Source organism: Pseudomonas sp. Z2-11 (assembly GCF_054161305.1).
This window is the reverse complement of record NZ_CP096395.1, coordinates 3,914,444-3,940,650: the sequence shown is the minus strand read 5'-3', so window position 1 is coordinate 3,940,650 and position 26,207 is coordinate 3,914,444. Positions and strand designations below refer to the sequence as shown.

23 protein-coding genes are annotated in these 26,207 nt (G+C 63.2%); 17 read left to right on the top strand and 6 right to left on the bottom strand.

Features of this window, described 5'->3' with window-relative positions:
- Window positions 1-38: 38 nt before the first annotated feature.
- The gene (locus tag M1E16_RS17385; protein ID WP_458127976.1) at window positions 39-1,661 is read right to left on the bottom strand and encodes an MFS transporter; all 1,623 of its coding nucleotides are present in this window, start codon (window positions 1,659-1,661) and stop codon (window positions 39-41) included.
- A gap of 209 nt (window positions 1,662-1,870) precedes the next feature.
- The gene (locus tag M1E16_RS17380) at window positions 1,871-3,514 is read right to left on the bottom strand and encodes a GMC family oxidoreductase (protein ID WP_458127975.1); all 1,644 of its coding nucleotides are present in this window, start codon (window positions 3,512-3,514) and stop codon (window positions 1,871-1,873) included.
- A 129-nt stretch (window positions 3,515-3,643) separates the two neighbouring features.
- Here M1E16_RS17380 and M1E16_RS17375 point away from each other — a divergent pair, with 129 nt between their 5' ends.
- The 15 genes from M1E16_RS17375 (at window position 3,644) to M1E16_RS17305 (ending at window position 21,505) form a co-directional block, all read left to right on the top strand.
- Window positions 3,644-4,528: a LysR family transcriptional regulator gene (locus M1E16_RS17375; RefSeq protein ID WP_305500256.1), complete on the top strand. Its 885-nt coding sequence runs from the start codon at window positions 3,644-3,646 to the stop codon at window positions 4,526-4,528.
- 97 nt (window positions 4,529-4,625) lie between these two features.
- Window positions 4,626-5,378 (top strand): GntR family transcriptional regulator, encoded by a 753-nt coding sequence (locus tag M1E16_RS17370; RefSeq protein ID WP_305500258.1) that lies wholly within the window; start codon window positions 4,626-4,628, stop codon window positions 5,376-5,378.
- The gene (locus M1E16_RS17365) at window positions 5,375-7,114 is read left to right on the top strand and encodes a fumarate reductase/succinate dehydrogenase flavoprotein subunit (protein WP_434656989.1); all 1,740 of its coding nucleotides are present in this window, start codon (window positions 5,375-5,377) and stop codon (window positions 7,112-7,114) included. Before M1E16_RS17370 ends, M1E16_RS17365 begins: the two co-directional genes overlap by 4 nt.
- A 24-nt stretch (window positions 7,115-7,138) precedes the next feature.
- Complete coding sequence (locus tag M1E16_RS17360) at window positions 7,139-7,384, top strand: 4Fe-4S dicluster domain-containing protein (RefSeq protein WP_003180418.1); 246 nt, start codon at window positions 7,139-7,141, stop codon at window positions 7,382-7,384.
- Between the two features lie 218 nt (window positions 7,385-7,602).
- Entirely contained in the window at window positions 7,603-9,009 is a 1,407-nt protein-coding gene (locus tag M1E16_RS17355) for an ABC transporter substrate-binding protein (protein ID WP_434601191.1), read from the top strand.
- Between the two features lie 140 nt (window positions 9,010-9,149).
- Window positions 9,150-9,932 carry an ABC transporter permease gene (locus M1E16_RS17350; RefSeq protein WP_458127974.1) on the top strand — a complete coding sequence of 261 codons (783 nt, stop codon included), beginning with the start codon at window positions 9,150-9,152 and terminating at the stop codon, window positions 9,930-9,932.
- A complete protein-coding gene (locus M1E16_RS17345; RefSeq protein ID WP_458127973.1) occupies window positions 9,932-10,780 on the top strand; it encodes an ABC transporter ATP-binding protein in 849 nt (282 codons plus the stop codon). Before M1E16_RS17350 ends, M1E16_RS17345 begins: the two co-directional genes overlap by 1 nt.
- Entirely contained in the window at window positions 10,777-11,739 is a 963-nt protein-coding gene (locus M1E16_RS17340; RefSeq protein ID WP_458127972.1) for a HEAT repeat domain-containing protein, read from the top strand. Before M1E16_RS17345 ends, M1E16_RS17340 begins: the two co-directional genes overlap by 4 nt.
- Entirely contained in the window at window positions 11,736-12,008 is a 273-nt protein-coding gene (locus M1E16_RS17335) for a DUF971 domain-containing protein (RefSeq protein WP_458127971.1), read from the top strand. The genes M1E16_RS17340 and M1E16_RS17335 overlap by 4 nt, the downstream gene beginning before the upstream one ends.
- 999 nt (window positions 12,009-13,007) lie before the next feature.
- Entirely contained in the window at window positions 13,008-13,625 is a 618-nt protein-coding gene (gene lexA / locus M1E16_RS17330; RefSeq protein WP_030137954.1) for a transcriptional repressor LexA, read from the top strand.
- Window positions 13,625-14,248 carry a translesion DNA synthesis-associated protein ImuA gene (imuA, locus tag M1E16_RS17325; protein WP_434573376.1) on the top strand — a complete coding sequence of 208 codons (624 nt, stop codon included), beginning with the start codon at window positions 13,625-13,627 and terminating at the stop codon, window positions 14,246-14,248. Before lexA ends, imuA begins: the two co-directional genes overlap by 1 nt.
- A 7-nt stretch (window positions 14,249-14,255) precedes the next feature.
- A complete protein-coding gene (locus M1E16_RS17320; protein ID WP_458127970.1) occupies window positions 14,256-15,677 on the top strand; it encodes a Y-family DNA polymerase in 1,422 nt (473 codons plus the stop codon).
- Window positions 15,674-18,751, top strand: a complete 3,078-nt coding sequence (locus tag M1E16_RS17315) for an error-prone DNA polymerase (RefSeq protein WP_458127969.1) — start codon at window positions 15,674-15,676, stop codon at window positions 18,749-18,751. The genes M1E16_RS17320 and M1E16_RS17315 overlap by 4 nt, the downstream gene beginning before the upstream one ends.
- A gap of 282 nt (window positions 18,752-19,033) precedes the next feature.
- Entirely contained in the window at window positions 19,034-21,145 is a 2,112-nt protein-coding gene (locus M1E16_RS17310) for an ATP-binding protein (protein ID WP_458127968.1), read from the top strand.
- A 93-nt stretch (window positions 21,146-21,238) separates the two neighbouring features.
- Window positions 21,239-21,505, top strand: coding sequence for a hypothetical protein (locus M1E16_RS17305; protein ID WP_434573395.1), 267 nt, complete (start codon window positions 21,239-21,241; stop codon window positions 21,503-21,505).
- A 51-nt stretch (window positions 21,506-21,556) separates the two neighbouring features.
- Here M1E16_RS17305 and M1E16_RS17300 read toward each other — a convergent pair whose 3' ends face one another.
- A complete protein-coding gene (locus M1E16_RS17300; protein WP_434573397.1) occupies window positions 21,557-22,078 on the bottom strand; it encodes a DUF4142 domain-containing protein in 522 nt (173 codons plus the stop codon).
- A 217-nt stretch (window positions 22,079-22,295) separates the two neighbouring features.
- On the opposite strand from M1E16_RS17300, the gene M1E16_RS17295 reads away from it, so the two are divergent.
- Window positions 22,296-22,529 (top strand): YdcH family protein, encoded by a 234-nt coding sequence (locus tag M1E16_RS17295; RefSeq protein WP_434573399.1) that lies wholly within the window; start codon window positions 22,296-22,298, stop codon window positions 22,527-22,529.
- 113 nt (window positions 22,530-22,642) lie between these two features.
- On the opposite strand, the gene M1E16_RS17290 is transcribed toward M1E16_RS17295, so the two are convergent.
- From M1E16_RS17290 to M1E16_RS17280, 3 genes are all read right to left on the bottom strand, one after another.
- A complete protein-coding gene (locus M1E16_RS17290; protein WP_305501220.1) occupies window positions 22,643-23,506 on the bottom strand; it encodes a LysR family transcriptional regulator in 864 nt (287 codons plus the stop codon).
- 150 nt (window positions 23,507-23,656) lie between these two features.
- Window positions 23,657-23,974 carry an SCP2 sterol-binding domain-containing protein gene (locus tag M1E16_RS17285; protein WP_458127967.1) on the bottom strand — a complete coding sequence of 106 codons (318 nt, stop codon included), beginning with the start codon at window positions 23,972-23,974 and terminating at the stop codon, window positions 23,657-23,659.
- 52 nt (window positions 23,975-24,026) lie between these two features.
- Entirely contained in the window at window positions 24,027-24,737 is a 711-nt protein-coding gene (locus M1E16_RS17280; protein WP_458127966.1) for a histidine phosphatase family protein, read from the bottom strand.
- Between the two features lie 226 nt (window positions 24,738-24,963).
- Here M1E16_RS17280 and sohB point away from each other — a divergent pair, with 226 nt between their 5' ends.
- The gene (sohB, locus tag M1E16_RS17275) at window positions 24,964-25,995 is read left to right on the top strand and encodes a protease SohB (RefSeq protein ID WP_305500284.1); all 1,032 of its coding nucleotides are present in this window, start codon (window positions 24,964-24,966) and stop codon (window positions 25,993-25,995) included.
- Window positions 25,996-26,207: the final 212 nt, after the last annotated feature.

The window sequence follows — 26,207 nt, the reverse complement described above, 5'->3', positions numbered from 1 at the left end:
CCGTGGCGAGGGGGCCTGCCCCTCGCCACGGGCGGTTTTCAGTTGGTATCCAGATCGACGTTGCGGGTTTCCCGCAGGCAGATCATGCCCACCACCAGGCTCACGCCGGTGATTACCACCGGGTACCACAGACCGTAGAAAATATCCCCGGTGTAGACCACCAGGGCGAACGACACGGTTGGCAGGAAACCGCCGAACCAGCCGTTGCCAATGTGGTACGGAAGGGACATGGAGGTGTAGCGAATACGGGTCGGGAACAGTTCGACCATCAGCGCCGCCAGCGGGCCGTAGCACATCGCCGAAATGATGATCAGCGCCACGATCAGAGCGACGATCATCGGCCGGTTGATCTGCTGGGCGTCGGCTTGTTGCGGGTAGCCCGCCAGGGTTACCGCGCCGCGCAGGGCGGCTTCGTCGTAGCCTTCAAGTTTCACGTCGCCGACGCTGACCTGCACGGTGCTGCCGGCCGGTGCCGCGACGCTGGTGTAGGGCAGGCCTTGCTTGACCAGGAAGGTCTTGACCTTGTCGCAAGGGCTGTCGAAACGCGCCTTGCCCACCGGGTCGAACTGGAAGGTGCAGGTGGCCGGGTCGGCGACGACGGTGATCGGCGCCTGGCGGCTCGCCAGGTCGATGGCCGGGTTGGCGTAATGAGCGAGCGTCTTGAAGATCGGAAAGTACAACGCCGTCGCCAGCAGCAGGCCGATCATCAGCACCGGTTTGCGCCCGATCTTGTCCGACAGCCAGCCAAAGAAGATGAAGAACGGCGCGCCGATCACCACGCTGACAATCAACAGGCTATTGGCAAGGGCCGGGTCCATCTTGAGAAACTGGGTGAGGAAGAACAGCACGTAGAATTGCGCGGCGTAGAAGGTCACCGCTTGCCCGGCATTGATGCTGAACAGGGCGATCAGCACCACCTTCAGGTTTTCCCACTTGCCGAAGGACTCGCGGATTGGCGCCTTGCAGCACTTGCCTTCTTCTTTCATTTTCAGGAAGGCCGGCGACTCGTGCAGGCTCAGGCGGATCCAGGTGGAGATGCCCAGCAGCAGGATCGACAGCAGGAACGGAATGCGCCAGCCCCAGACTTCGAACTGGTCACCGGTGAAGTAACGGCAACCGAGCACCACCAGTAGCGAGAGCAACAGGCCCAGTGTCGCGGTGGACTGAATCCAGCTGGTATGAAAGCCGCGCTTGCCCATCGGTGCATGCTCGGCCACATAGGTCGCCGCGCCACCGTATTCACCGCCCAGGGCCAGGCCCTGGAGCATGCGCAATACCACCAGGATGATCGGCGCGGCGATGCCGATGCTCGCGTAGTTGGGCAGCAGGCCGACGCAGAAGGTCGCCAGGCCCATGAGCACGATGGTTGCCAGGAACGTGTACTTGCGCCCGATCATGTCCCCCAGCCGCCCAAACACCAGCGCCCCGAAGGGCCGCACGATGAAACCGGCGGCGAAAGCCATCAGGGCGAAAATGAACGCCGTGGTGTCGTTCACCCCGGCGAAGAATTGCTTGCTGATCACCGCCGCGAGGGCGCCGTAGAGGAAAAAGTCGTACCACTCGAACACCGTCCCCAAGGACGAGGCGAAGATGACTTTCTGGGTTTCCTGGCTGGTGCCTGCGCTGCGCGTGGCTTCCAGGGGCTGAACATGTTCAGACATAGCGGTATCCCTCACAGTGATTGTTTTTGTTGTTCCACTGTCGACGCCGGGTTGGGGCGTCTCCTGATTTGACACACTTCCTTGGATCACACTCCTTTCAACCTGTGGGAGCGAGCCTGCTCGCGAAGGCGGTGTATCAGTTGATGACAATGTTGACTGATACAGCGCCTTCGCGAGCAGGCTCGCTCCCACATGGAACTCGGCGATTTTCAGACCGTGGCGGGCTCCTTCTGCAGCGTAGCGCCCACGGCGGCCGGCTCAAGCATTATCCGCGCGGCCTTCTCGGCGATCATCAGCGTCGGCGAGCAGGTGTTGCCGGAGGTGATGCGCGGCATGATCGAGGCGTCGGCGATGCGCAGGCCCTTGATGCCATGGACGCGCAGTTGTGCATCGACCACCGCATCGCCGTCCTGGCCCATGCGACAGGTGCCCACCGGATGAAAAATCGTCGTGCCGATGCGGGCGGCGGCCTGGTGCAGTTCTTCCTCGGTCTGCAGGCTCGGGCCTGGCAGGTATTCCACCGGTTTGAAAGCACTCAGGGCCGGCGCGGCGACAATCCGTCGAGTCAGGCGGATGGCGTCGGCAGCGACCCGCAGGTCCTCGGGATGGCTCAGGTAATTGGGTTGGATCGACGGCGCCTCATGAGGATCGGCCGAGCGGATGTCCACGCGGCCACGGCTCATCGGGCGCAGGTCACACACCGACGCGGTGAACGCCGGGAAGCTGTGCAGCGGTTCGCCGAAACGTTCCAGGGACAACGGTTGGACGTGGTATTCGAGGTTGGCCGAGGCCTGTTCCGATCCTGAGCGGGCGAACGCGCCGAGTTGGCTGGGGGCCATGGACAGCGGGCCACTGCGGTCGTACAGGTAACGCAGGCCCATGCCCATCTTGCCCCACAGGGTGCCGGCGATCTGGTTCAGGGTGCGGGCGTTTTCCAGCTGGTAGATCAGCCGCAGTTGCAAGTGGTCCTGCAAGTTGCCACCGACGCCGGGCAGTTCATGCAGCACGCCGATGCCCAGACGCTGCAACAGGCTGCGCGGGCCGATCCCGGAGCGCTGCAAGATGCCCGGCGAGCCGACGGCGCCGGCGCACAGGACGATTTCCTTGCGCGCCCTGAAGCTCATGTTCTTGCCCTGCCAGCGGGCGCTGACGGCGTCGGCGCGGTTGTCACGCAGCAACACCCGATCAACCTCGACGTCGGTCAGCACCGTGAGGTTCGGGCGATTGCCAATCGGTTTGAGGAAGGCCTTGGCCGCGTTCCAGCGCACCCCGGCTTTCTGGTTGACCTGGAAGTAGCCGCAACCTTCATTGTCGCCACCGTTGAAATCCTCGACGCTGGGGATGCCGCTCTGTTCGGCGGCGGTGCGGAAGGCATCGAGAATCGGCCATGACAGGCGCTGGCGTTCGACTCGCCATTCGCCGGCTGCGCCGTGAAGCTCGGAATCCCCCGCGAAGTGATTTTCGCTCTGCCGGAACAGCGGCAACACATCCTTCCAGCCCCAGCCGACATTGCCTTCGGCGGCCCAGCCGTCGTAGTCCGCCGCCTGGCCACGCATGTAGATCATGCCGTTGATGGACGAACAGCCGCCCAACACCTTGCCGCGCGGATAACTCAAGGCGCGCCCTTGCAGGCCGGGTTGCGCTTCGGTCTTGAAGCACCAGTCGGTGCGTGGGTTACCGATGCAGAACAGGTAGCCGACCGGGATGTGGATCCACGGATAATTGTCCCGCCCGCCGGCTTCGAGCAGCAGCACCCGGTGTTGCGGATTGGCCGAAAGCCGGTTCGCCAGCAGGCAGCCGGCAGGGCCGGCGCCCACGATCACGTAATCGTATTCATCGACGACAGGTTGCATTCGCGACCTCGTTTTTTGTTCTTGTGGGACTCATCCTAGTTGTTAGTTTTCGTCAAAAGAATGTTAGTTTTTGCGCAGCGGCTGTGCGTTTATGAACAGTCATGACTTCAGGCGATTCAAGGATGGCTCATGTTCGACTGGAATGACCTGCGCTACTTCCTCGAACTGCAACGCAGCGGCCGCCTGCTGACGGCCGCGCGACGGCTCAACACCACCCATGCCACGGTGGCGCGTCACATCGAAGCGATCGAGAAAAGCCTCGGCACTGCGTTGTTTGTCCAGCACGCCCAAGGGTATGAATTGACTCCGGCCGGAGAAGCGCTGCTCAAGCATGCCGAGGCCATGGAAAACGTCGCGTTGCTGGCCCAGGAAGACATCACTCAATCCAGCGCGCCGCTGGGCAAGATCCGCCTCGGCGTGACGGAAGGGCTGGGCATCATGTTCCTCGCCAGTCGCATGGACGGCTTGTTCCAGCGCTATCCGGGGCTTGAAGTGGAACTGGTGGCCGTGCCGCGGTTTGTCAGCATCCTCAACCGCGAGGCGGAAATCAGCATTCACCTCGAACGCCCGGCGGCCGACCTGCTGGTGACGCGCAAGCTCACCGACTACAGCCTGGCGCTCTACGCCAGCCAGGCTTACCTGGACCGTTCGCCACCGTTACGCAGTCGCGAGGATCTGGCCCGCCATGCCTGGATCGGCTACGTCGATGACCTGCTGTTCAGCCAGGAGCTGATGTTCCTCAACAGCTTTTGCCGAAACCCTCGCGTGGTGTTCCACAGCACCAGCGTCATTGCCCAGCAACAGGCCGCTCGCTCGGGCTTGGGGATCGCCGTGCTGCCGTGCTACATGGCCAGCAGCGACCCGACCCTGGTGCCGCTGCTGCCGGACGAAACCATCCGCCGCAGCTATTGGATCAGCACCCGCCGCGAGCTGCACAAGTCCGTCCGGTTGCGGGTGTTGTGGGATTACGTGGTGCAGTTGTGCGAGCGCGAGCAAGGGCTGCTGTTGCCCTGACCCGGCTCTAAGGTTATGTCCAAACGGTATTTCTCAAGCATCGAGTGCTTTCCCTAAGATCACGTCATAACTCGTTATGACAAGTGACCTGCTACCCATGCCTGACAACCTTCTTTCCCTCAGCAGCGTGCCGCTGCACACCCAACTGCGCGACGTGCTGCGCGCGCGCATTCTTGACGGTGAATACCCGCAAGGCAGCCAGATGCCCTCGGAAAGCGAGCTGGGCGCGCTGTTTCGCGTCAGCCGCATCACCGTGCGCCAGGCCTTGGGCGACCTGCAAAAGGAAGGGCTGATTTTCAAGATCCATGGCAAAGGCACGTTCGTCGCCAAGCCCAAGACCTTCCAGAACGTCAGCACGCTGCAGGGCCTGGCCGAGTCCATGACCGGTCGTGGCTACGAGGTGATCAACCGCCTGCGCAGTTTCAAGTTCATCCCGGCGGACAAGTCGGTGGCCGAGCGCCTGAAGCTGGCGGAAGGCGACGTGGTAACGCAGATCAAGCGGGTGCGGCTGATCAACCGCGAGCCGGTTTCCCTGGAAATCACCTACCTGCCCAAGGCCCTCGGCGAGCGTCTGGAAAAAGCCGACCTGGTGACCCGCGACATCTTCCTGATCCTGGAAAACGATTGTGGCCTGGCCCTCGGTCACGCCGACCTTGCCATCGATGCGGTGCTGGCCGACAGCGACTTGTGCCAGGCACTCGACGTCGAGCCCGGCTCGCCGGTCATGCGCATCGAACGGCTGACCCATGACGCCGGCGGCCAGCCGCTGGACTTCGAATACCTCTACTACCGTGGCGATGCCTTCCAGTATCGCTTGCGGATCGACCGGCAAAAAGGGACGCAGGCATGACCCAGAGCTCCAGGAATATCCTCGAACAGGAATATGACATCGTCGTCATCGGCGGCGGCACCGCCGGCCCCATGGCGGCGATCAAGGCCAAGGAGCGCAACCGCGACCTGCGCGTGTTGCTGGTCGACAAGGCCAACGTCAAGCGCAGCGGCGCCATCAGCATGGGCATGGACGGGCTCAACAACGCGATTATCCCGGGCCATTCGACGCCCGAGCAGTACACCAAGGAAATCACCATCGCCAACGACGGCATCGTCAACCAGGCGGCGGTGTACGCCTACGCCACCCACAGCTTCGAAACGATCGAGCAATTGGACCGCTGGGGCGTGAAGTTCGAGAAGGACGAAACCGGCGATTACGCGGTGAAAAAGGTTCACCACATGGGCGCTTATGTGCTGCCGATGCCGGAAGGTCACGACATCAAGAAAGTCCTCTATCGCCAGTTGAAACGGGCGCGAGTCAGCATCACCAACCGGCTGGTCTGCACCCGGTTGCTGACCGACGGGGAGGGCGCGGTGAACGGTGTGATGGGTTTTGACTGCCGCACCGCCGACTTCCATGTGATCAAGGCCAAGGCCGTCATCCTCTGCTGCGGCGCGGCGGGGCGCCTGGGGTTGCCGGCCTCCGGCTACCTGATGGGCACCTATGAGAACCCGACCAATGCCGGCGACGGTTATGCGATGGCCTATCACGCCGGGGCCGAGCTGGCGAACCTGGAGTGCTTCCAGATCAATCCCTTGATCAAGGATTACAACGGCCCGGCGTGCGCTTACGTCACCGGCCCGCTGGGTGGCTACACCGCCAACAACAAGGGCGAGCGCTTTATCGAATGCGACTACTGGAGCGGGCAGATGATGTGGGAGTTCCACCAGGAGCTCGAAGGCGGCAACGGTCCGGTGTTCCTCAAGCTCGATCACCTGGCCGAGGAAACCATCCAGAACATCGAGGAAATCCTACACAGCAACGAGCGCCCCAGTCGCGGGCAGTTCCACGCCAACCGGGGCACCGATTACCGCACGCAGATGGTGGAGATGCACATTTCCGAGATCGGCTTCTGCAGCGGTCATTCGGCTTCTGGAGTGTGGGTCAACGAGCGGGCCGAGACCTCGGTCAAGGGTTTGTACTCGGCGGGCGACATGGCGGCAGTGCCGCACAACTACATGCTCGGCGCGTTCACCTACGGCTGGTTTGCCGGCCAGAACGCGGCGGACTTTGTCGCTGGCAAGGATTTTTCGGCACTGGATACTCAGCAGATCGAGCAGGAACAAAACCGCGTCTACGCGCCGCTCGACCGTGCGCATGGCCTGCCGCCGGCCCAGGTGGAATACAAGTTGCGCCGCTTCGTCAACGATTACCTGCAACCGCCGAAGGTCAGCAAAAAAATGCAGATCGGCCTGCAACGCTTCAGCGATATCCAGCGCGACCTTGATCAGCTCAAGGCCCACAACGCCCACGAACTGATGCGCGCCATGGAAGTCAGCGTAATCCGCGATTGCGCCGAGATGGCCGCCCGCGCCTCGCTGTTTCGCGCCGAAAGCCGTTGGGGGTTGTACCACTACCGGGTCGATCATCCGCAACGCAACGACAGCGACTGGTTCTGCCATTGCCATTTGAAGAAAGGCGAGGACGGCGCGATGACCTCGTTCAAAAAAGCCGTCGAGCCCTACATCATCGCCCTCGATGCCGACGAACTGCAGGCCTACGACCGGCTTCGGCTCGGTGCCGACGCGGCGTGAGCCCTACACCCAGAGAGAATGCCCATGGCCTATCAACCCCAGGAAATCTTCTTCCGCTCCAATGCCCCTGTCACCGTGGACGAGGACAAATGCATCGCCCACAAGGGCTGCACGGTCTGCGTCGATGTCTGCCCGATGGACCTGTTGGCGATCAACCCGGCCACCCAGAAGGCCTACATGGCGTTCGATGAATGCTGGTATTGCATGCCCTGTGAAAAGGACTGCCCGACGGGGGCGGTGAAAGTGGAGATTCCTTATTTGCTGCGGTGATTGAGTAGACGCCTTCGCGAGCAGGCTCGCTCCCACAGTTTTTCAGCGGCGACTCGGTCCAATGTGGGAGCGAGCCTGCTCGCGAAGAGGCCACCGCAGGCCCCAAAAAAAGCCATCCGGCCACTCCGGACGCTAAAACCGGAACACCCCTCGTTTCCCACCGCGCCCTGATCGTGGCGGAGACGAACATCCAATCAATGATTCGAGGGGACACACCCATGTTATTGCGTGCAGCGCTGGCCGGTCTGGTACTGGCTTCATTGACCTTGCCTGCCCAGGCAGAAACCATCCGCATTGCCATCGGCACCCAGGACACCACCATCAACTGCGCCGCCGGCGGGTTGTTGATCCGAGAGCTCGGCCTGCTGGACAAATACCTGCCCCACGACGGTGCGTACAAGGACGCCGAGTACGACATCCAGTGGAAAAACTTCACCAGCGGCGCGCCGCTGACCAACGAGATGGTCGCCGGCAAACTCGACTTCGGCGCCATGGCCGACTTCCCCGGGGCGTTCAACGGCGTGGCGTTCGAGACGGCCGGCAAGCACAGCCTGTTCATCAGCGTGTTGTCGGGCAGCACCCAGGGCAGCGGCAACGGCATTGTCGTGCCCAGCGCCTCGAGCGTGCAGTCCCTCGCCGAGCTCAAGGGCAAGACGATTTCCGTGCCGTTTGCTTCCACCGCCCATGGCATGTTGCTGCGAGCCGTCGCGGCCCAGGGCTGGGATCCGCTCAAGGACGTGAACATCATCGCCCAGCCGCCGGAGGTCGCCGGCTCGGCGCTGCAAGCTGGCAAGATCGACGCCCACGCCGATTTCGTACCGTTCGCCGAACTGTTCCCCAGCCGCGGCTTCGCCCGCAAGATCTACGACGGTGCCCAGGCCAGGACGCCGACTTTCCACGGCGCGCTGGTGGATCAGGCCTATGCCAGAAAGTACCCGGAAATCGTCGTCGCTTATTTGCGCGCGACCATCGAGGCCAATCAGTTGCTGGCCGCCGAGCCTGAGAAATATAGCGAGCTGATCGCCAAGGTCACCGGGGTGGATGCCGAGGTCAATTACCTGTTCCACGGGCCGCTGGGCGTACAGACCCGCGACCTGACCTGGAAACCCGAATACCGGCAAGCCGTCGGCACCGCGATCGACACCCTCAAATTGCTGAAAAAGGCTGATCGCGGCCTGGACCTCAACACCTTCATCGACGATCAGTACATCCGCGCCGCGTTCAAGGCGTCGAACCTCGATTACGCCGCGCAACTGGGCAATTACGCCCAGACGCCCCTTGGCAACCCCGATGCCTTGACCGGCCAGCCCATTACCGATCCCCGCCATGTGGCGCAGATCTGGGTACGCGGCGAGCCGACAGTGCGTCATTACGCCTCGGCGCAATCGGCCTTCACCGCGCTGGCGAATCTCAAACAGGAAGGCAAGGGCATCCGCGCCGTCTACGCCCAGGCCAGCGACAGCGGAATCAAGCTGCTGGCCGAGCAGGCGTGGTTCGCCAGCGATGCCAAGGGCCAACTCAGCGCGTTCCTGTTGAAAGGGCAGGCTGAGCAATTTGCCACGGCCGAGGGCGGCAAGGTCCTGGATTTTACCGAAGCCACCACCCAGGCAGTCGCCGCCCGCTGACCTGACTCGACCGAAAGCAAACCTGTGGGAGCGAGCCTGCTCGCGAAGGCGTCAGATCAGTTGAAATTGATTTGATTGATACAGCGCTTTCGCGAGCAGGCTCGCTCCCACAAGGGATCTCCATAACTGAGGGGAAATCAGTGCATCCATCACCCAAACGCTGGCTCCTGCGAGCCGCTTCCTTGTTGCTCTGCCTGCTGTTCTGGCAGCTCGCCGCCAACGGCCACTGGGACCTCGGCCTGGTGACCTTCGCCAACGTCCCGGCCCCGCTGGCGGTGATCGAGGCCGCGCTCGGCCTGGGCGAGTCGGGCAATCTCGTTCGGCACTTGGGCAGCAGCCTGGGCCGGGTCTTTGCCGGGTATGGCGCGGCGTTGCTGGTGGGCGTGGCGCTGGGCCTGGCCATCGGCCGTTCCCGGTGGGCCGAGGACCTGTTGCTGCCACCGCTGGAAGTGCTGCGGCCGGTTCCGGCGGTGGCCTGGATCCCGCTGGCGATCCTGATGTTTCCCTCGTCGGAACTGTCGATGGTGTTTATCACCTTCACCGGTGCGCTGTTCCCGATCCTGCTCAACACCGTGCACGGCGTCGAAGGGGTGGACCGACGCCTGGTCGCATCGGCGAAAAGCCTGGGGGCAGGGCGCCGGGCGATCCTGCTGGAGGTGATCCTGCCGGGCGCCGCGCCGAGCATCATCACCGGCCTCGCTATCGGCATGGGCACGTCCTGGTTCTGCCTGGTGACGGCGGAAATGATCGCCGGCCAGTACGGCATCGGCTACTACACCTGGGCGTCCTACACCGTGCAGAACTACCCCGACATTGTCGTCGGCATGTTGCTGATCGGCGTGCTGGGCATGGGCAGCAGTTTGTTGATCAAGCGCCTGGGCGGGCTGTTCACGCCTTGGCACCGACCCCGAGGAAAAGCCTGATGAGCGCAATGCAAACCCCTGAAGGGCGGATCGATATCCGCCAGTTATCCATTGTCCTGGGCCAGGGCGCCCAGGCTTTCGAAGCAGTGCAGGGGCTGGATTGCCAGATCGAGGCGGGCCAGTTCGTCTGCATCCTCGGGCCGTCCGGCTGCGGCAAATCGACGTTGCTCGGCGCGCTCGCCGGGCACCTGCGACCCAGTGCCGGCACGCTGCATGTCGATGCGCTGCCGGTGGCCGGGCCGTCGCCCCAGCGCGGCATGGTGTTCCAGCAGCACACCCTGTTTCCGTGGCGCAGTGTGCGCGACAACGTCGCCTTCGGCCTGAAGATGCGCGGCCAGGGCAAGGCCGAACGACACCGGGCCGCCGATGAAATCCTTGCCCTGGTGGGCCTGGAAGGTTTCGCCGGGCACTGGCCGGACCAATTGTCTGGCGGCATGCAGCAACGGGTGGAGATCGCCCGGGTGCTGGTCAACCGCCCGCGCCTGTTGCTGATGGATGAGCCCTTCGGCGCGCTGGATGCGTTGACCCGGTTGAACATGCAGGAGCTGCTGCTGAACATCTGGACGCGCATCCGCACCACCGTTGTCTTCGTCACCCACGACATCGACGAGGCGTTGTTCCTCGCTGATCGCTTGCTGGTGATGAGCCCGCGCCCGGGCCGGATCATCGAGGACTTGCGCCTGGATTTCCCCCGGCCACGAACCACCGACCTGGTCATCCGTCCTGAATTTTCCCGATTGAAACGCCATTGCCTCGAGCTGCTGCGCCATGAAGACGGCCGGCAATTGCCGCGCCTCAATCCCCTCGGGCTTCCTCCTGAAACCTCCTTGCCGCGATTTGCCCTATGACTTCTCTATTCGAAAACACCGACAACGATGACATTCTTGCCCTGCAACCACGCCTGACGGACGACGACGCCGGGGTGCGCCGCATCGCCCTGATCGAACTGGCTGACCTGGAGGAACCCGAAGGCCTGCTGTGGCTCGTAGACCGTCTGGCCGAGGATCCCAGCGCCGAGGTGCGGGCCGAAGCCGCGCGCTTGCTCGAAGCCTGGGAGGACGCGCCGGTGGTCGCGGCCCTGTGCCAGGCCCTGACCGATACCTCCCCGACCGTGCAGGCCGCGGCTGCCCAGAGCCTGAGCCTGCTCAAAAGCGAGGCGGCGGGGGAGGTGATATTGCCTTGGACCACCCACGCGGATGCCAGCGTGCGCATCGCTGCGTTCCGCGCCTTGCGCGAGTTGCGCCTGGGCGCTGCCGCACCGGCTGCGATCGCGGCCCTGGTCGACGCCGATGCCGGCGTGCGTCGCGAGGCGGTTGGCGTGCTGGGCTGGCTCAAGCAGCTTGAGGCTCTGCCGGCCCTGGCCCAGCTCGCCAGCGCCGACCCGGACAGCGAAGTGCGCCGCGCGGCCACCGGCGCCCTGGGCCTGGCTGCGGATGCGCAAGTCTTGCCGGCGCTGCGCCAGGCCCTGCGCGACCCGGCCTGGACGGTGCGTGAAGAGGCCGCCACCACGCTGGGCAAAGTGGGTCACGCCGACGCCGGCCCGGCCCTGATCGATGCCCTGGATGATGATTACTGGCAAGTGCGCCTGCGCGCCACCCGCAGTCTTGGCCGCTTGCGTTATGTCCAGGCATTGCCGGCACTGATCGAAACCCTGGGCCATCGAATCAGCAATCTGCGCAAGGAAGCGGCGTTGGCGTTGGGCGAGTTGAACGATCCGGGAGCGATCCCCGCCTTGCAGGCAGCCCGGGACGATGGCGACCCTGAAGTGCGCAAGGCCGTGCGCATCGCCTTGGGCCAGTTGCAATGAGTCCGTTGACGATCGGCAATTCCCGGGACAAGGGCCAGTTGCGGCTGAGTTGGCCCGATGGTCGCGAGCAACGGCTGGACCATGTTGAGCTACGCAGGCAATGTCCGTGTTCCCAATGCCGAGCGTTTCGCCTGCAAGGGTTGACGGTTCAGGTCGATGCCTGGGTGCGTGTGGTTGAGGTCAATGCCCAGGGGTATGGGGTTCAGCTGGTGTTCAGTGATGGGCACGAGCGGGGGATTTTTCCCTGGGCTTATCTGGCGGGTTTTTAGTTGAATCCAACTGTTCGCAGATTCTTTGTAGGAGATTCTTTGTGGGAGCGAGCCTGCTCGCGAAGGCGGTCTGATTGGGTACATATCCGTTTTTTCGGTAACGGCCGCTTATGGTTCCGCTCTTACAGCGGGTCACTTTTGGAAGAGCGCCAAAAGTAACCAAAAACGCTTCGCCCCACCACTCGGCACCTCGCTTAGGCTCGGCATGCCCTCACTCCGGCATTGCTCCGTGGGCCCGCCGCGAAGGGCCATCCTTGGCCCAGCGCGGCTATCCCGGCATCCATGCCGGGATGCCCACTGCGCAATGCCTGCGTTCGGCCAGCGTGGTTAACGGGGCGCCCCAGATCAAGATCAAGATCAAGATCATCTCTTCAGCTATACCCCGATCTAACTGTGGGAGCGAGCCTGCTCGCGAAGGCGGTGGGACTGCTCGCATGGATGTTGAATGTGTTGAAGCCCTCGCAAAAATTCTCCTACTCGGGAGGAATGTTGTTCAAAGACGACGATGAACCCCGTGGCGAGGGAGCTTGCTCCCGCTGGGCTGCGCAGCAGCCCCAAAACCATTCAGCAGGATTCATCCGGACACCAGCAGGTTTTTTACGACTGCTGCGCAGCCGAGCGGGAGCAAGCTCCCTCGCCACGGGTTTATCCTTTTTTTGGGGAAAACAACAAATTCGCCATCCATGCAAGCTGTCCCACCGCCTTCGCGAGCAGGCTCGCTCCCACAGAGGAAATGCAAAACCCACCAAACCAGGTCGGCTCGAAGGCCGCCTCGCGGCGGGCCTACGGAGCAATGCCGGAGTGAGGGCACACCGAGCCCAGGCGAGGTGCCGAGTGGTGGGGCAAAAGCGTTTTGGTTACTTTTACGCTTCATAAAAGTGACCCGCCGTAAGGGCGGAACCATAAGCAGCCGTTACCAAAAAATGGATATACACCCCAACAAGGCCACCGCATGAACTGACTGGCGGCGCTTGTCAGGCAAAACCGACAGGAGTACAAATGTACTCCATGACGACTCTCACTCCCCGCCGTACCGCCATCCTGACCTTCATCCGCGAACGCATCGCCGAGCAGGGCCAGTCTCCCAGCCTCGCTGAAATCAGCGAGGCGTTCGGTTTCGCCTCCCGCAGCGTGGCGCGCAAGCATGTGCTGGCGTTGACCGAAGCCGGTTTCATCGAAGTCAATCCGCACCAGGCCCGAGGCATCCGGCTGCTGAACCAGCCGCCGCGCCCCGAGCTGCTGGACGTGCCGGTGTTGGGTCGGGTGGCCGCCGGCCTGCCGATTGGCGCCGATGCCGAGGTCCACAGCCGCTTGTTGCTGGACCCGGCGATTTTCACCAAGGCGCCGGATTACCTGTTGCGGGTCCAGGGCGATTCGATGATCGAGGACGGTATCCTCGATGGCGATCTGGTCGGTGTACAACGTACGCCCCAGGCCGCCAACGGGCAGATCGTCGTGGCGCGCCTGGACGGTGAAGTGACCATCAAGCGCTTCGAGCGAGTCGGCGAGCGCGTGCGCCTGTTGCCACGCAACCCGGCCTACCAGCCGATCATCGTCGAAGCCGACCAGGACCTGGCGATCGAAGGCGTGTTCTGTGGCCTGGTGAGACAAGGCTGATGGGCGCCGTCGTTGCGCTGGACACGCTGTTCAATGGCGGCCAGGTCTGGAGAGGCCGGCCTGCGCCGCCGGCCGCCAGCCCGCAGCCCACCGGTCATGCTGCATTGGACGCGGCATTGCCCAGTGGTGGCTGGCCGGACGCGGCGTTGACGGAAATCCTCATCGGCGCGCCGGGCGTGGGCGAGTTGCAACTGGTGTGGCCGACCCTGGCGCGGCTGTCGGCGGCGGGGGAACGCATCGTGCTGGTGGCGCCGCCGTTCGTACCCTATCCCCAGGCCTGGCGAAATGCCGGGGTGGACCTGCGCCAGTTGTCGATCATCCAGGCCGACCCGCGGGATGCCTTGTGGGCCACTGAGCAATGCCTGCGTTCGGGCAGTTGCGGTGCGGTGCTGTGCTGGCCGCGCCAGGCGGATGACCGGGCCTTGCGCCGCTTGCAGGTCGCGGCGGAAACCGGCCAGACCCTGGCGTTCGCCTGGCGCTCGATCCAGGAAGCGATCAACCCATCCCCGGCGGCCTTGCGCATCGCCATCGATGCTCGCCCGGCACAATTGCGGGTGCTCAAGTCCCGGGGTGGCCTGGCCCGTTCGGCGCCGATTGCGTTCACCACGCACACGGGGCATTGAGGTTGCGATGCGCTGGGTCTGTATCCTTTTCCCGCAATTGGCGCTGGACGCCGCGCTGCGCCAGCGCCCCGATCCCGACGAGCCCCTGGCGCTGTTGACCGGTCCGGCCCAGCGCCGGGTGTTGCAAGCGGTCAATGAGCCGGCGCGCGCCCTGGGCTTGCGGCCCGGCCAGACCATGACCGCCGCCCAGGCCCTGAGCAAAGGGTTCGCCACGGCCGAATACGACGCGGCGCAGATCGAGCACTGGCAACAATTCCTGGCGGCCTGGGCCTACCGCTTCAGTTCCCAGGTCAGCGTGCATTACCCGCGCACGGTGCTGTTCGAGATCGAATCGAGCCTGGGGCTGTTCGGGCCCTGGCCGGTGTTCGAGGCTCGGTTGCGGGCCGAGCTGACTGAACTGGGCTTCCGCCATCGCATCGTCGCCGCCCCCAACCCCGTGGCGGCGCGGATGTTGGCCAATGCCCATGACGCCCTGGTCGTGCCCGATGGCGAAACCTTGCAAGCGTACCTGGCGCAAATGCCGGTGGACCGCATCGGCCTGGCCGCCGACGTCGCCACGGCACTGTCGCGCATGGGCCTGCGCCGCCTGGATCAGATCCGGGCCTTGCCTCGGCACACCCTGGCGCGGCGCTTCGAGGCCGATGTGCTCAAGCACCTCGACGCGCTGACGGGCAGTCGTACCCTGGCGCTGTCGTTCTACCTGCCCCCGGACCGTTTTGATGTGCGCATCGAACTCAATTACGACGTGCAGTCCCACCAGGCGTTGCTGTTTCCGCTGCGCCGGTTGACCGGTGACCTGTCGGCTTTCCTGTGTGGGCGCGACAGCGGTGTGCAGCGCTTCGACTTGCATCTGGAACACGCCGGTCTGCCGGACACGGTGATCAAGGTCGGCCTGCTCAGCGCCGAGCGAGAGCCTTCGATGCTGTTCGAACTGGCCCGTGGTCGTCTTGAACAGGTACAGGTCGAGGCGCCAGTGCGCGGCTTTCGCTTGTGTGCCGACAACCTGCCGAGCTTCGTGCCCCAGCGCCTGGAGTTGTTCGACGAGCGTCCTCAACAGTCCTTGCCCTGGGAACAACTGCGCGAACGGCTGCGGGCGCGCCTGGGGGATGACGCCGTGCTGGGGCTGGGATTCGGAGACGATCATCGACCCGAGTGCGCCTGGCAGATGATTCCCCAGCCGCGGCAACAGGCATGCCCGCTGCGCGAGGAAATCCAGCGTCCCGGCTGGCTGCTCGGCGAGCCCCAGGCGTTACCTGAGGGCCAGGCGCGAATCCTCATGGGGCCGGAGCGCATCGAGTCCGGCTGGTGGGACGGAGCCGACGTGCGCCGCGATTACTACCTGATCGAAACCCGCGCCGGGCAACGCGGCTGGGCCTACCGACCGGTGGGCGAGGGCGGGCCGTTGTGGCTCCAGGGCTGGTTCGCATGAGCATCGAATACGCCGAGCTGCATTGCCTGTCGAACTTCAGTTTCCAGCGCGGCGCCTCCAGCGCCCTGGAATTGTGTCGCCGCGCCAAGGAGCAGGGTTATGCGGCCCTGGCGATTACCGATGAATGCACCCTGTCCGGGATCGTCCGGGCCTGGCAGGCCGCCAGGGAGCTTGGACTGCAACTGATCGTCGGCAGCGAAATCCAGGTCGAGGACGGCCCGAAACTGGTGCTGCTGGTGGAGAACCTCGAGGGCTACCAGACCTTGTGCCGGCTGATCACCCGCGCCCGGCGGCGTAGCGAGAAAGGCTGTTATCGCATCGTCCGGGAAGACTTCGACGAACCTCTGCCGGGTTTGCTGGCGCTGTGGATCCCCGAAGGCAAGGCGCCCGAGGAGCAGGGGCGCTGGCTCCAACAGGTCTTCAAAACGCGACTATGGCTGGCCGTGCAGTTGCATTGCGGCCAGGACGATCGCCAGCGGCTGGCGGACTTGCTCGCGTTGGCCGGACACCTGGGCCTTCCCGCTGTCGCCACCGGTGATGTGCATATGCATGTGCGAAGTCGGCGCGCCTTGCAAGACACCATGACCGCCATCCGTCACCACGTCACCGTGGCCGAGGCCGGCCAGCGCCTGCACCCCAACGGCGAACGCCATCTGCGCAGCTTGCAGGCCCTGGCCGATCTCTACCCGCGTGCCTTGCTCGATGAAACCCTGGAAATCGCCCGGCGTTGTACGTTCGACCTCGGCCAGTTGCGCTACGAATACCCCCGCGAGCTGGTGCCCGAGGGTCACGATCCGGCGTCCTGGCTGCGGGAATTGACCGAGCGCGGCCTGCGCGAGCGTTGGGAGAACGGCGTGACAGACAAGGTGCGCGTGCAGATCGACAAGGAATTGAAGCTGATCGCCGAACTGGGCTACGACAGCTATTTCCTCACCGTGCAAGACATCGTCAGTTTCGCCCGCAGCCGCCACATTCTTTGCCAGGGTCGAGGCTCGGCAGCCAACTCGGCGGTGTGCTACGCCCTGGGCATCACCGAAATCGATCCGAGCCGGACGGACATGTTGTTCGAACGCTTCCTGTCCCGCGAGCGCAATGAGCCGCCGGATATCGATGTCGATTTCGAACACGAGCGCCGCGAAGAAGTCTTGCAGTATGTGTTCCAGCGTTACGGCCGGCATCGCGCGGCGTTGACGGCGGTGGTCAGCAGTTACCACGGCGCCGGGGCGGTGCGCGATGTGGCCAAGGCCTTGGGCCTGCCGCCGGACCAGGTCAATGCGCTGGCCGATTGCTGTGGGCGCTGGAGCGATGAAGCGCCGCCCCTGGACCGCTTGCGCGAAGGCGGTTTCGACCCGGACAGCCCGGTGTTGCGCCGGGTGCTGAGCCTGACCCGGCAACTGATCGGCTTCCCCCGGCACCTGTCCCAACACCCCGGCGGTTTCGTGATTTCCCAGCAACCGCTGGACACCCTGGTGCCGGTGGAAAACGCCGCGATGGCCGAGCGCACCATCATCCAGTGGGACAAGGACGACCTCGATGCGGTCGGGTTGCTCAAGGTGGACATCCTCGCCCTCGGCATGCTCAGCGCGATCCGCCGCTGTTTCGACCTTATCGCCCGTTACCGGGGTGTGCGGCATACCCTGGCGTCGTTGCCCAAGGACGATCGGGCGACGTTCGAGATGATCAGCCGCGCCGACACCATCGGCGTGTTCCAGATCGAATCCCGGGCGCAGATGGCGATGTTGCCCCGGCTCAAGCCCAAGGAGTATTACGACCTGGTGATCGAGGTGGCGATCGTACGGCCGGGACCGATTCAGGGCGGCATGGTGCATCCGTATCTACGGCGACGAAATGGCGAAGAGCCCGTCACTTATCCTTCGGAAAAACTGAAAAAAGTGCTGGGTCGCACCTTGGGCATTCCGTTGTTCCAGGAACAGGTAATGCAGATCGCTATCGTCGCGGCGGACTACACGCCCGGCGAGGCGGACCAGTTGCGTCGCTCGATGGCCGCGTGGAAACGCCACGGCGGCCTTGAGCCGCATCGCGAGCGCCTGGCAGAAGGTATGAAGAACAACGGCTACACGCCCGAGTTCGCCGCGCAGATCTTCGAGCAGATCAAGGGCTTCGGCAACTATGGCTTTCCGGAATCCCATGCCGCCAGTTTCGCCTTGCTGACCTACGCCAGCAGTTGGCTCAAATGCCACGAGCCGGCGGCGTTCGCCTGCGCCCTGATCAACAGTTGGCCCATGGGTTTCTATAGCCCGGACCAGATCCTCCAGGATGCCCGCCGGCATCACTTGCAGATCCGTGCGACGGACGTGCGCGCCAGCGACTGGGAATCCAGCCTCGAACCCCTGGAGGGTCGGCAGCCGGCGATCCGCATGGGCTTGCGCCTGATCAAGGGCTTTCGTGAAGACGATGCCCGCCGTATCGAGACGGCTCGCAGGCAGCGGCCTTTCAGCGATGTGGCGGACCTTGCCGAACGGGCTCGACTCGATGCCCGGGCCATGGAACAACTGGCCGACGCCGGCGCGTTGCGCGGTATGGCCGGCGATCGTCACCGTGCCCGCTGGGAAATCGCCGGGGTGCAAAAACAACTGGGCCTGTTCGCCGGTTTGCCCAGCGAGGAGGAACCGCCCGTGGTCTTGCCGACGCCCACGGTGGGGGAGAACCTGTTCGCCGACTACGCCACGTTGGGCACCACGCTGGGGCCGCATCCGCTGGCCTTGTTGCGTCCCGAATTGCGCGCCCGGCGCTGCCGCAGTTCGCGGGAATTGCAAGCGGTGGAACACGGTCGCAACGTCAGCGTCGCCGGGCTGGTCACCGGCCGCCAGCGCCCGGGCACGGCCAGTGGCGTGACCTTCGTCACCCTGGAAGATGAATTCGGCAACCTCAACGTGGTGGTCTGGCGCGACCTGGCCGAGCGTCAACGCAAGGTTCTGGTGGGTTCGCAATTGCTTCGGGTGGACGGGCGCTGGGAGAGTGTCGGCGAGGTCCGGCACCTGATCGCCGGGCGCCTGAGCGACCTGACTGGATTGCTGGCGGGCATCAATGTGCGCAGCCGCGATTTCCGCTGAACAGCACCCTGTGGCGAGGGAGCTTGCTCCCGCTGGGCTGCGCAGCAGCCCCAAAACCATTCAGCAGGATACATCTGGATAACAGCGGGTTTTTTACGACTGCTGCGCAGCCGAGCGGGAGCAAGCTCCCTCGCCACGGTGTTCACCCTGTCCCCCGGACCAGACAGGACCGGCGCAAAGGCTTCTGCATGAACCAATTGCCAACCCCGCGCTCGAAGCACTAGCACAAGGGACTTGTGGTATGCCGCTTCCCTGCTGGTAGTTTGAGGTGAGAGTCGTTCCATGAAGTTCTTATCCCAGAGTAACGGGTGTCCCGGTTGGGACGGTGAGATGGCCCGACGTATCCGGGCCTACGATTGGAGTCGCACCGATCTGGGCGCGATCGAGCACTGGTCCGCCAGCCTGCGCAGCGCTGTCCAGTTGATGCTGGCTTCGCCCTTGCCGATGGTCATGTTGTGGGGCCGCCAGGGCTTCATGATTTATAACGATGCCTATGCCGAGTTTGCCGGCGGCCGTCACCCGTACCTGTTGGGGCGCGCGGTGGAGCTGGGTTGGCCGGAAGTCGCTGAATTCAATCGCCATGTACTCGACGTGTGCCTGGCTGGCGGCACCTTGTCCTACCGTAGCAAGGAACTGGTATTGCTGCGCGACGGCAAGCCCGAAGACGTCTGGATGGACCTCTATTACAGCCCGGTGCCCGACGATGATCATTCGCCGGCTGGCGTCCTGGCGATCGTCGTGGAAACCACCGAACTGGTGCTCAGCGAGCGGGCCCGACAAGAGGCGGAACGCAGCTACCGTGCGGTCAACGAGCGTATTCAGTTGGCGCTCTCGGCCGGGCCGTTGCTGGGCTCGTTTGTCTGGGATATCCCGGCCGACACACTGTCCGGCGACGAGCGTTTCGCCCGTACGTTCGGCTATCCGCCCGAATGTTCGCTGGATGCACTGCCCATCGAGATTGCCCGCCAGCGCATCCATCCGGATGATCTTGCCGACGTGGAGCAACGTGTCGACCTGACGGTGCGCACGGGCGCGCCCTACAGCGCCGAATACCGTGTGCGCCGTGGTGAGGGCGAATACCTCTGGGTGCTGGCCAGCGGCCGCTGCGAGTTCGATGCGTTGGGCAAGCCCCTGCGTTTTCCCGGTGTGCTGATTGACATCAATGAGCGCAAGACTGCCGAAGCGTCGTTGCTCAAGTTCACCCGCGAGCTGGAACAACGCGTCGCCGATGAAGTACAGGCGCGGCTGGCGGCTGAAGAACAGTTGCGCCAATCGCAGAAGCTCGAGGCCATCGGCGGGCTTACGGGGGGCGTGGCCCACGACTTCAACAATCTGCTCCAGGTGATCGGTGGAAACCTGCATTTGCTGGCTCGCCACGAACCCGACAATCCCAACGTGCAACGGCGAGTCGGGGCGTCCATTGAAGCCGTGGAGCGAGGCGCCAAGCTGTCATCGCAACTATTGGCTTTTGCCCGGCGCCAGCCCTTGTCCCCGGCCGTCTACAATCCACGGCGCATCTACGATGGCCTGGGCGAGTTGTTGCAACGGGCACTGGGGGAAACCATCCAGATCGAGGTGGCGTTGCCGGATGAGCCTTGGTGCATCCATGTCGACCGCAACCAATTGGAAAACGCCCTGTTGAACCTGGCGATCAACGCCCGCGATGCCATGGGCGGCGAAGGGACCATCTGCCTGATCGGAGAGAACATCGCACTGGATGAGTCATCATGCGCCGGTAAAGGTGTTGCGGCTGGCGATTACGTACGGCTGTCGGTGACCGATTGTGGCGCGGGCATGGCGCCTGAAGTCCTCAAGCAGGTTTTCGAGCCGTTCTTTACCACCAAGACCGACGGCCACGGTACCGGACTCGGCTTGAGCATGGTGTTCGGGTTCGTCAAGCAGAGCGGCGGCCATATCGAGATTTCCAGTCGTCCGGGAGAAGGCACCCAGGTGCACATGTACTTCCCGCGCAGCCATAGGCCCGAGTCGGAGGAGCAGACGCACCACCGCACGAATCAGTCGGGCTTGCAGGAAACCGTCCTGGTGGTCGAGGACAACGATGACGTGCGCAGTGCCTCAGTGGAATTGCTCGAGCTGTCGGGTTATCGGACCCTGACCGCGGCGAATGGCGACGAGGCCATGAAATTGTTGCTGGAGGGCATCTCGGTCGACCTGATCTTCACCGACGTGGTCATGCCCGGGCTGATCAAGAGCTCCGACCTGGCCGCCTGGGCCAAAGTCCAGTCCCCGCCGGTGCCGGTGTTGTTCACGTCCGGGCACACCCGCGACATCATCTCGCGCAATCATCAGTTGAGCCCTGACACCCATCTGCTGAGTAAACCCTATAGCCCGGATGCGCTGACACGGATGGTCAGGTCGGTACTGGGCGGCTGAGCATGCTGCAAAAGAATGGAACCCAGCCGCCTTGCCACCTTCGAATAACCAAGGCCGTCGATTGAACCGGCCCTGTCATGAACGAGGTGTCCAATGAGCGATCCTGCAAATACCCAGCAACAAGGCCAGACGCAGACCCAGTCTTCGCGTAACGATCCGGCCGTCGATCCCCAAGCGCCGGGCAACCCGCCCGCCGGTCCGGCTGGAACGCACCAGGCTCACAGCGCTGCCAGCGAGGTCGATCAGAAACAACATCACCAGGACAACGACAACACCTACAGCCCTGGCTTCAAGCCAGAGCCGGATCGACCTGGCCCCGGCGACAAGACCGACGCCGACATCGATACCGCCGACAGCTAGCCAACAAAAAGCCCGACTCGAGAGTCGGGCTTTTTCATGCATCGCTTTGAGTTATTTACTAGGATGCGCGGCCTGGAGCTTCTTGGCCATTTCCAAGTGGTGCTGCAGGTCGGGCAGCATTTTCTGGGCAAACGCCTTGAGTTCGGTATTGCCGGGCTTCTTGTCGTCGGTGACGGTCTCGGCTTCCTTCTTGAACAGGGCGATGGTTTCTTCATGGGCCATCACCTGGTTGTTGGCGAAGGCTGGATCGAAGGACTCGTCACGCACATCGAGAATCTTGGCCTTGGCCTTTTTCATCAGCGTGGTGTCATCCGGTACTTCGATGTCGTGTTTTTGCGCCAGCGCCTTCAGCTCTTCGTTGGCTTTGGTGTGGTCGGTGATCATCTTGTTGGCGAACTCCTTGATGTCCGCCGATTGGCTTTTTTGCAGCGCCAGTTTGCTGGTTTCGATTTCCGCTATGCCATTGGCCGCCGCGTTATCGACAAAGTCGTTGGACGTCGCGGCCCATGCCATGCCCATGCTGGTACTCAAGGCAACTGCCAGGCCGAGTTGACGCAGGGTAAATCTGTCCATAGGTAAGTCTCCACACAGGTTGTACGAGTGTTCTTGTGGTCACTGTTCAATGGAGAGCGGGAAGGGGCCGAAGGTTTGATCGGAGCGCGGCGCGGCACGACGAACGGTCACCGCTGGTCGGATTGGCGGTCGACAGAAGCCGACCGGCAAGGCCATGCTGGTGACAGGCAGTGCCATGAAAAGCACTCGCCACCGAACCAACCAAAGGAGGTGCTCCATGCCGGTGTCCCATGATCTTTGCCAGGATCTTGATTGCACAAAAGACCACATCCAGCAGAAGCGTAGCGAGGATCCGACGCTCGACGAATTGCTCAAGAAATATGCGCGAATCGATGCCGAGGTCGTGAATGCCGAGAAGCCGCCCGTCACGCTGTCCGATCCTGCTTTGGAGACACTCAAGAAAGAACGCTTGCAGACCAAGGACAAGATCGCCGAATTGATGCGGGCGTAGTCCAACCAGGTTGTATGGGCCCTTTGTTCTGCAAAGGGCCTTCTGACAAAAAGCGCTTGTGTGGCGAGGGAGCTTGCTCCCGCTGGGCCGCGAAGCGGCCCCACCCTGATCTGTCAACCCAGCGGATCCCAGCGCTGGGACCAGTCGCTGCCAGCCTTGACGATCCCCCGCAGCACCTCGAACGCCTGCTGCAATGCCGCCGAATCGCGGTCCCTGGAATACACCAGGTAGGTCGGGTAGTTGAACTCCGGTGCCTTGGGCACCCGCTCCAGAATGCCGCTGTCCAGGTAGCTCTGCACGACCCGGGTGCGGAAGTAGCCGCTACCGCCGTTTTCCAGAATATATTGCAGCGCCAGTGGACCGAGATTGAAGGTCACGGCGGCCTTGGCCTTGTCCGGAAGCGCCGTGTCGTGCTGGCGCCGGAAGTCCGCGCTCCAGTCGATGTACACGTAGGGCTCGGGGCGAGCGGCCAGGCGCACCAGGATGAGTTTTTCCTCCAGCAACTGCTCCACCTGCAATCGTGGCCAGTACTCGGGCTGATAGACCACCGCCGCATCCAGCAGACCCAGCTCCAGTTGCTGCAAGAGCTTTTCACCGTCGCGGATGTCCATGCGCAGGGCATGGCCGGGGATTTTCTGGCGCAGCTCACCCGCCCAGGCAAGCATCAGGGGATTGCACAAGCTGACCTCGCCACCGAGATGCAAGACATTGCGATAACCCTCGGGCAGCGGCAGGTCCCGACGGGCGGCCTCCCACGTCTGTACGAGCTGGTTGGCGTAGACCACGAAGGCTTCGCCGTCGGCGGTCAACCGCGCGCCGGCACGGTTACGCACGAACAGCGCGCAGCCGAGCTGGCTTTCGAGCTTTTGTACCCGGGCGGTAATCGCCGTCTGGGTGACGTGGAGCTTTTGCGCCGCAGCGGCGAGGCTGCCGTGGCGGACGATTTCCAGGAAGGTACGGGCGAGGTCGATGTCCATGGTCGGGCCGAAGCGGGTGGAGCGGGCATTGTAAGAGCTGGCCCAGCTATCCGATACCATCCACATCCCTGTGGGAGCGAGCCTGCTCGCGAAAAACAAAAATCCCGCCACAAGGGCGGGATCTGGTTACAGCCAGGGCGCGACCCGATCTCAGGACGGGAACAGCTCGGACAGCTTCATCGACAGCATCATGTCGCCTTCAACGCGCAGCTTGCCGCCCATGAACGCTTGCATGCCGTCGGTTTCGCCGCTGACGATGTCCTTGAGGGTTTGGCTGTCCAGGACCAGCGTGCAGTTGGCGTCGGGGTTCTCGCCTTCCTGGATGTCGCAGGTGCCATCCTTGACGATCAGGGCGTACTGCTTGCCTTCGTCAGTGATATTGAAACCAAATACCAGGTCCAGGCCGGCAGCGGCGGCTGGGTTGAACTTGGCTTGCATGGCTTTTACGGCGTCGGCTACGGAGGTCATTGTTTCGATCCTTATTTGAGTGGTACAGCAAGGGTCTGCAAGTAATCCGGCCTCAGCGGAAGGTGATGAGGTCCGGGGTCTTCAGCAGTTGCAGATGCGCATGACTGTTGAAGGAAGCCAGGGCCACCTCGCGGCCTCTGAATTTCAGTTGGTTGAGCGAGGTGTTGACGATCTGCCAGTTCAGCTCGAAAGCTTGCCGGGCAGGCATCTGGGTGATCAGGTGAAGCAGGGCGGTGATGGTCCCGCCGGAGGTGAACACGGCGATCCTGTGGGTCTTGTCGGCCTTTTCGAGGATGCGGTGCAGGCCGGCCTGGACCCGCTCGACAAAGCCCAGCCAGCTCTCCAGCCCGGGCGGGTCATACTGGCCGCTGAGCCAGCGTTCGACGATCAAGGCAAAAATGCGCTGGAACTCTCCGCGGTTCTGCGCCGCGTTGCGCAGGACGTGCAGCGCTTCGGGCTCCTGGGGCAGCATGTCCGGGAGCAGCGCGCGGATCACCGCGTCGGCATCGAATTCGTTGAACGCCGCGTCGATTTCCACCTCGGGAACCGGCAGCCCGACAGCGGACATCGCGCCCAGCGTGCCGATAGCGGTGTCCTGCTGGCGACGCAGGTCGCCCGAGAGGCAGCGATCGAACACGACGCCGAGCTCCGCCAGGTGGCCGCCGAGCACTTGGGCCTGACGTATGCCATTGGGCGAAAGGACATCGTAGTCATCCGCACCAAAGGAGGCCTGGCCATGTCGTATCAGATAAATGCTGCCCACGTCCGCGTCATCCCGGTACGTTGAAGGTTTGGCGAGGTTATGAGGATGGCGGGGGGCTGTCAACGAAAAAACATACGCTCGTTTGAAATGACCGTTACAGGCCCGTCCGGACTCACCCGCGTTACGGTAACAGCAGGTTTCATGGCTGGCAGCGGGGCAGGCGCATGGGTATGCTGGGACCGTTACGCGCCTGCGTTCAGTGGCGCATTGCATTTAAGGAGTCGCTGTGGAGTTTTTTGTCGAATACGCCGGTTTTCTGGCCAAGACGGTGACGCTGGTGATCGCCATTCTGGTGGTCATGGCCAGTTTTGCTGCGTTGCGCAGCAAGGGACGGCGCAAGTCGGCCGGGCAGTTGCAAGTCAGCAAGCTCAACGATTTCTACAAGGGCTTGCGTGAGCGTCTGGAGCAGACGCTGCTGGACAAGGACCAGCTCAAGGCGCTGCGCAAGAGCGAAGGCAAGGCTGAAAAAGCCGGGAAGAAACAGAAAGACAAACCGGCGGCCAAGCCCCGGGTATTCGTGCTGGACTTCGATGGCGATATCAAGGCTTCCGCCACCGAGAGCCTGCGTCACGAAATTACCGCGCTGCTGACCCTGGCGACCCCGAAGGACGAAGTAGTCCTGCGCCTGGAAAGCGGTGGCGGCATGGTCCACAGCTACGGCCTGGCCTCGTCGCAACTGGCGCGGATCCGTCAGGCCGGCGTGCCGCTGACGGTGTGCATCGACAAGGTTGCAGCCAGCGGCGGCTACATGATGGCGTGCATCGGCGAGAAGATCATCAGCGCCCCGTTCGCGATCCTCGGCTCCATCGGCGTCGTGGCCCAATTGCCCAACGTCAATCGCCTGCTGAAGAAGCACGACATCGATTTCGAAGTGCTGACCGCCGGCGAGTACAAACGCACATTGACGGTGTTTGGCGAGAATACCGAGAAGGGCCGGGAAAAATTCCAGGAGGACCTGGACATCACCCATGAGCTGTTCAAGAACTTCGTGTCCAACTACCGCCCGCAACTGGCTATCGATGAAGTGGCAACCGGCGAGGTCTGGCTCGGTGTCGCCGCGCTGGAGAAACGCCTGGTGGACGAGCTCAAGACCAGCGATGAATACCTGGCCGAACGGGCCAAGGGTGCCGAGCTCTATCACCTGCACTATGCCGAACGCAAAAGCCTGCAGGAGCGCATCGGCATGGCGGCCAGCGGTTCGGTGGACCGGGTGCTGCTGAGCTGGTGGAGCCGCCTGACGCAGCAGCGGTTCTGGTAGTCCACTGAAGTCGCTCCAACATTGTCTCCTGTGGGAGCGAGCTTGTGTGAGAGCGGGCTTGCTCGCGAAGGCGGCGTATCAGTCGACAAATGCTTGGATGTCAGACCGCTTTCGCGAGCAAGCCCGCTCCCACGGTGGTTTTGAGGTGGGCTCAAAATCGGCAACAAAAAAGCCCTGACCCGGTACACCCGGATCAGGGCTTTTTCATACTT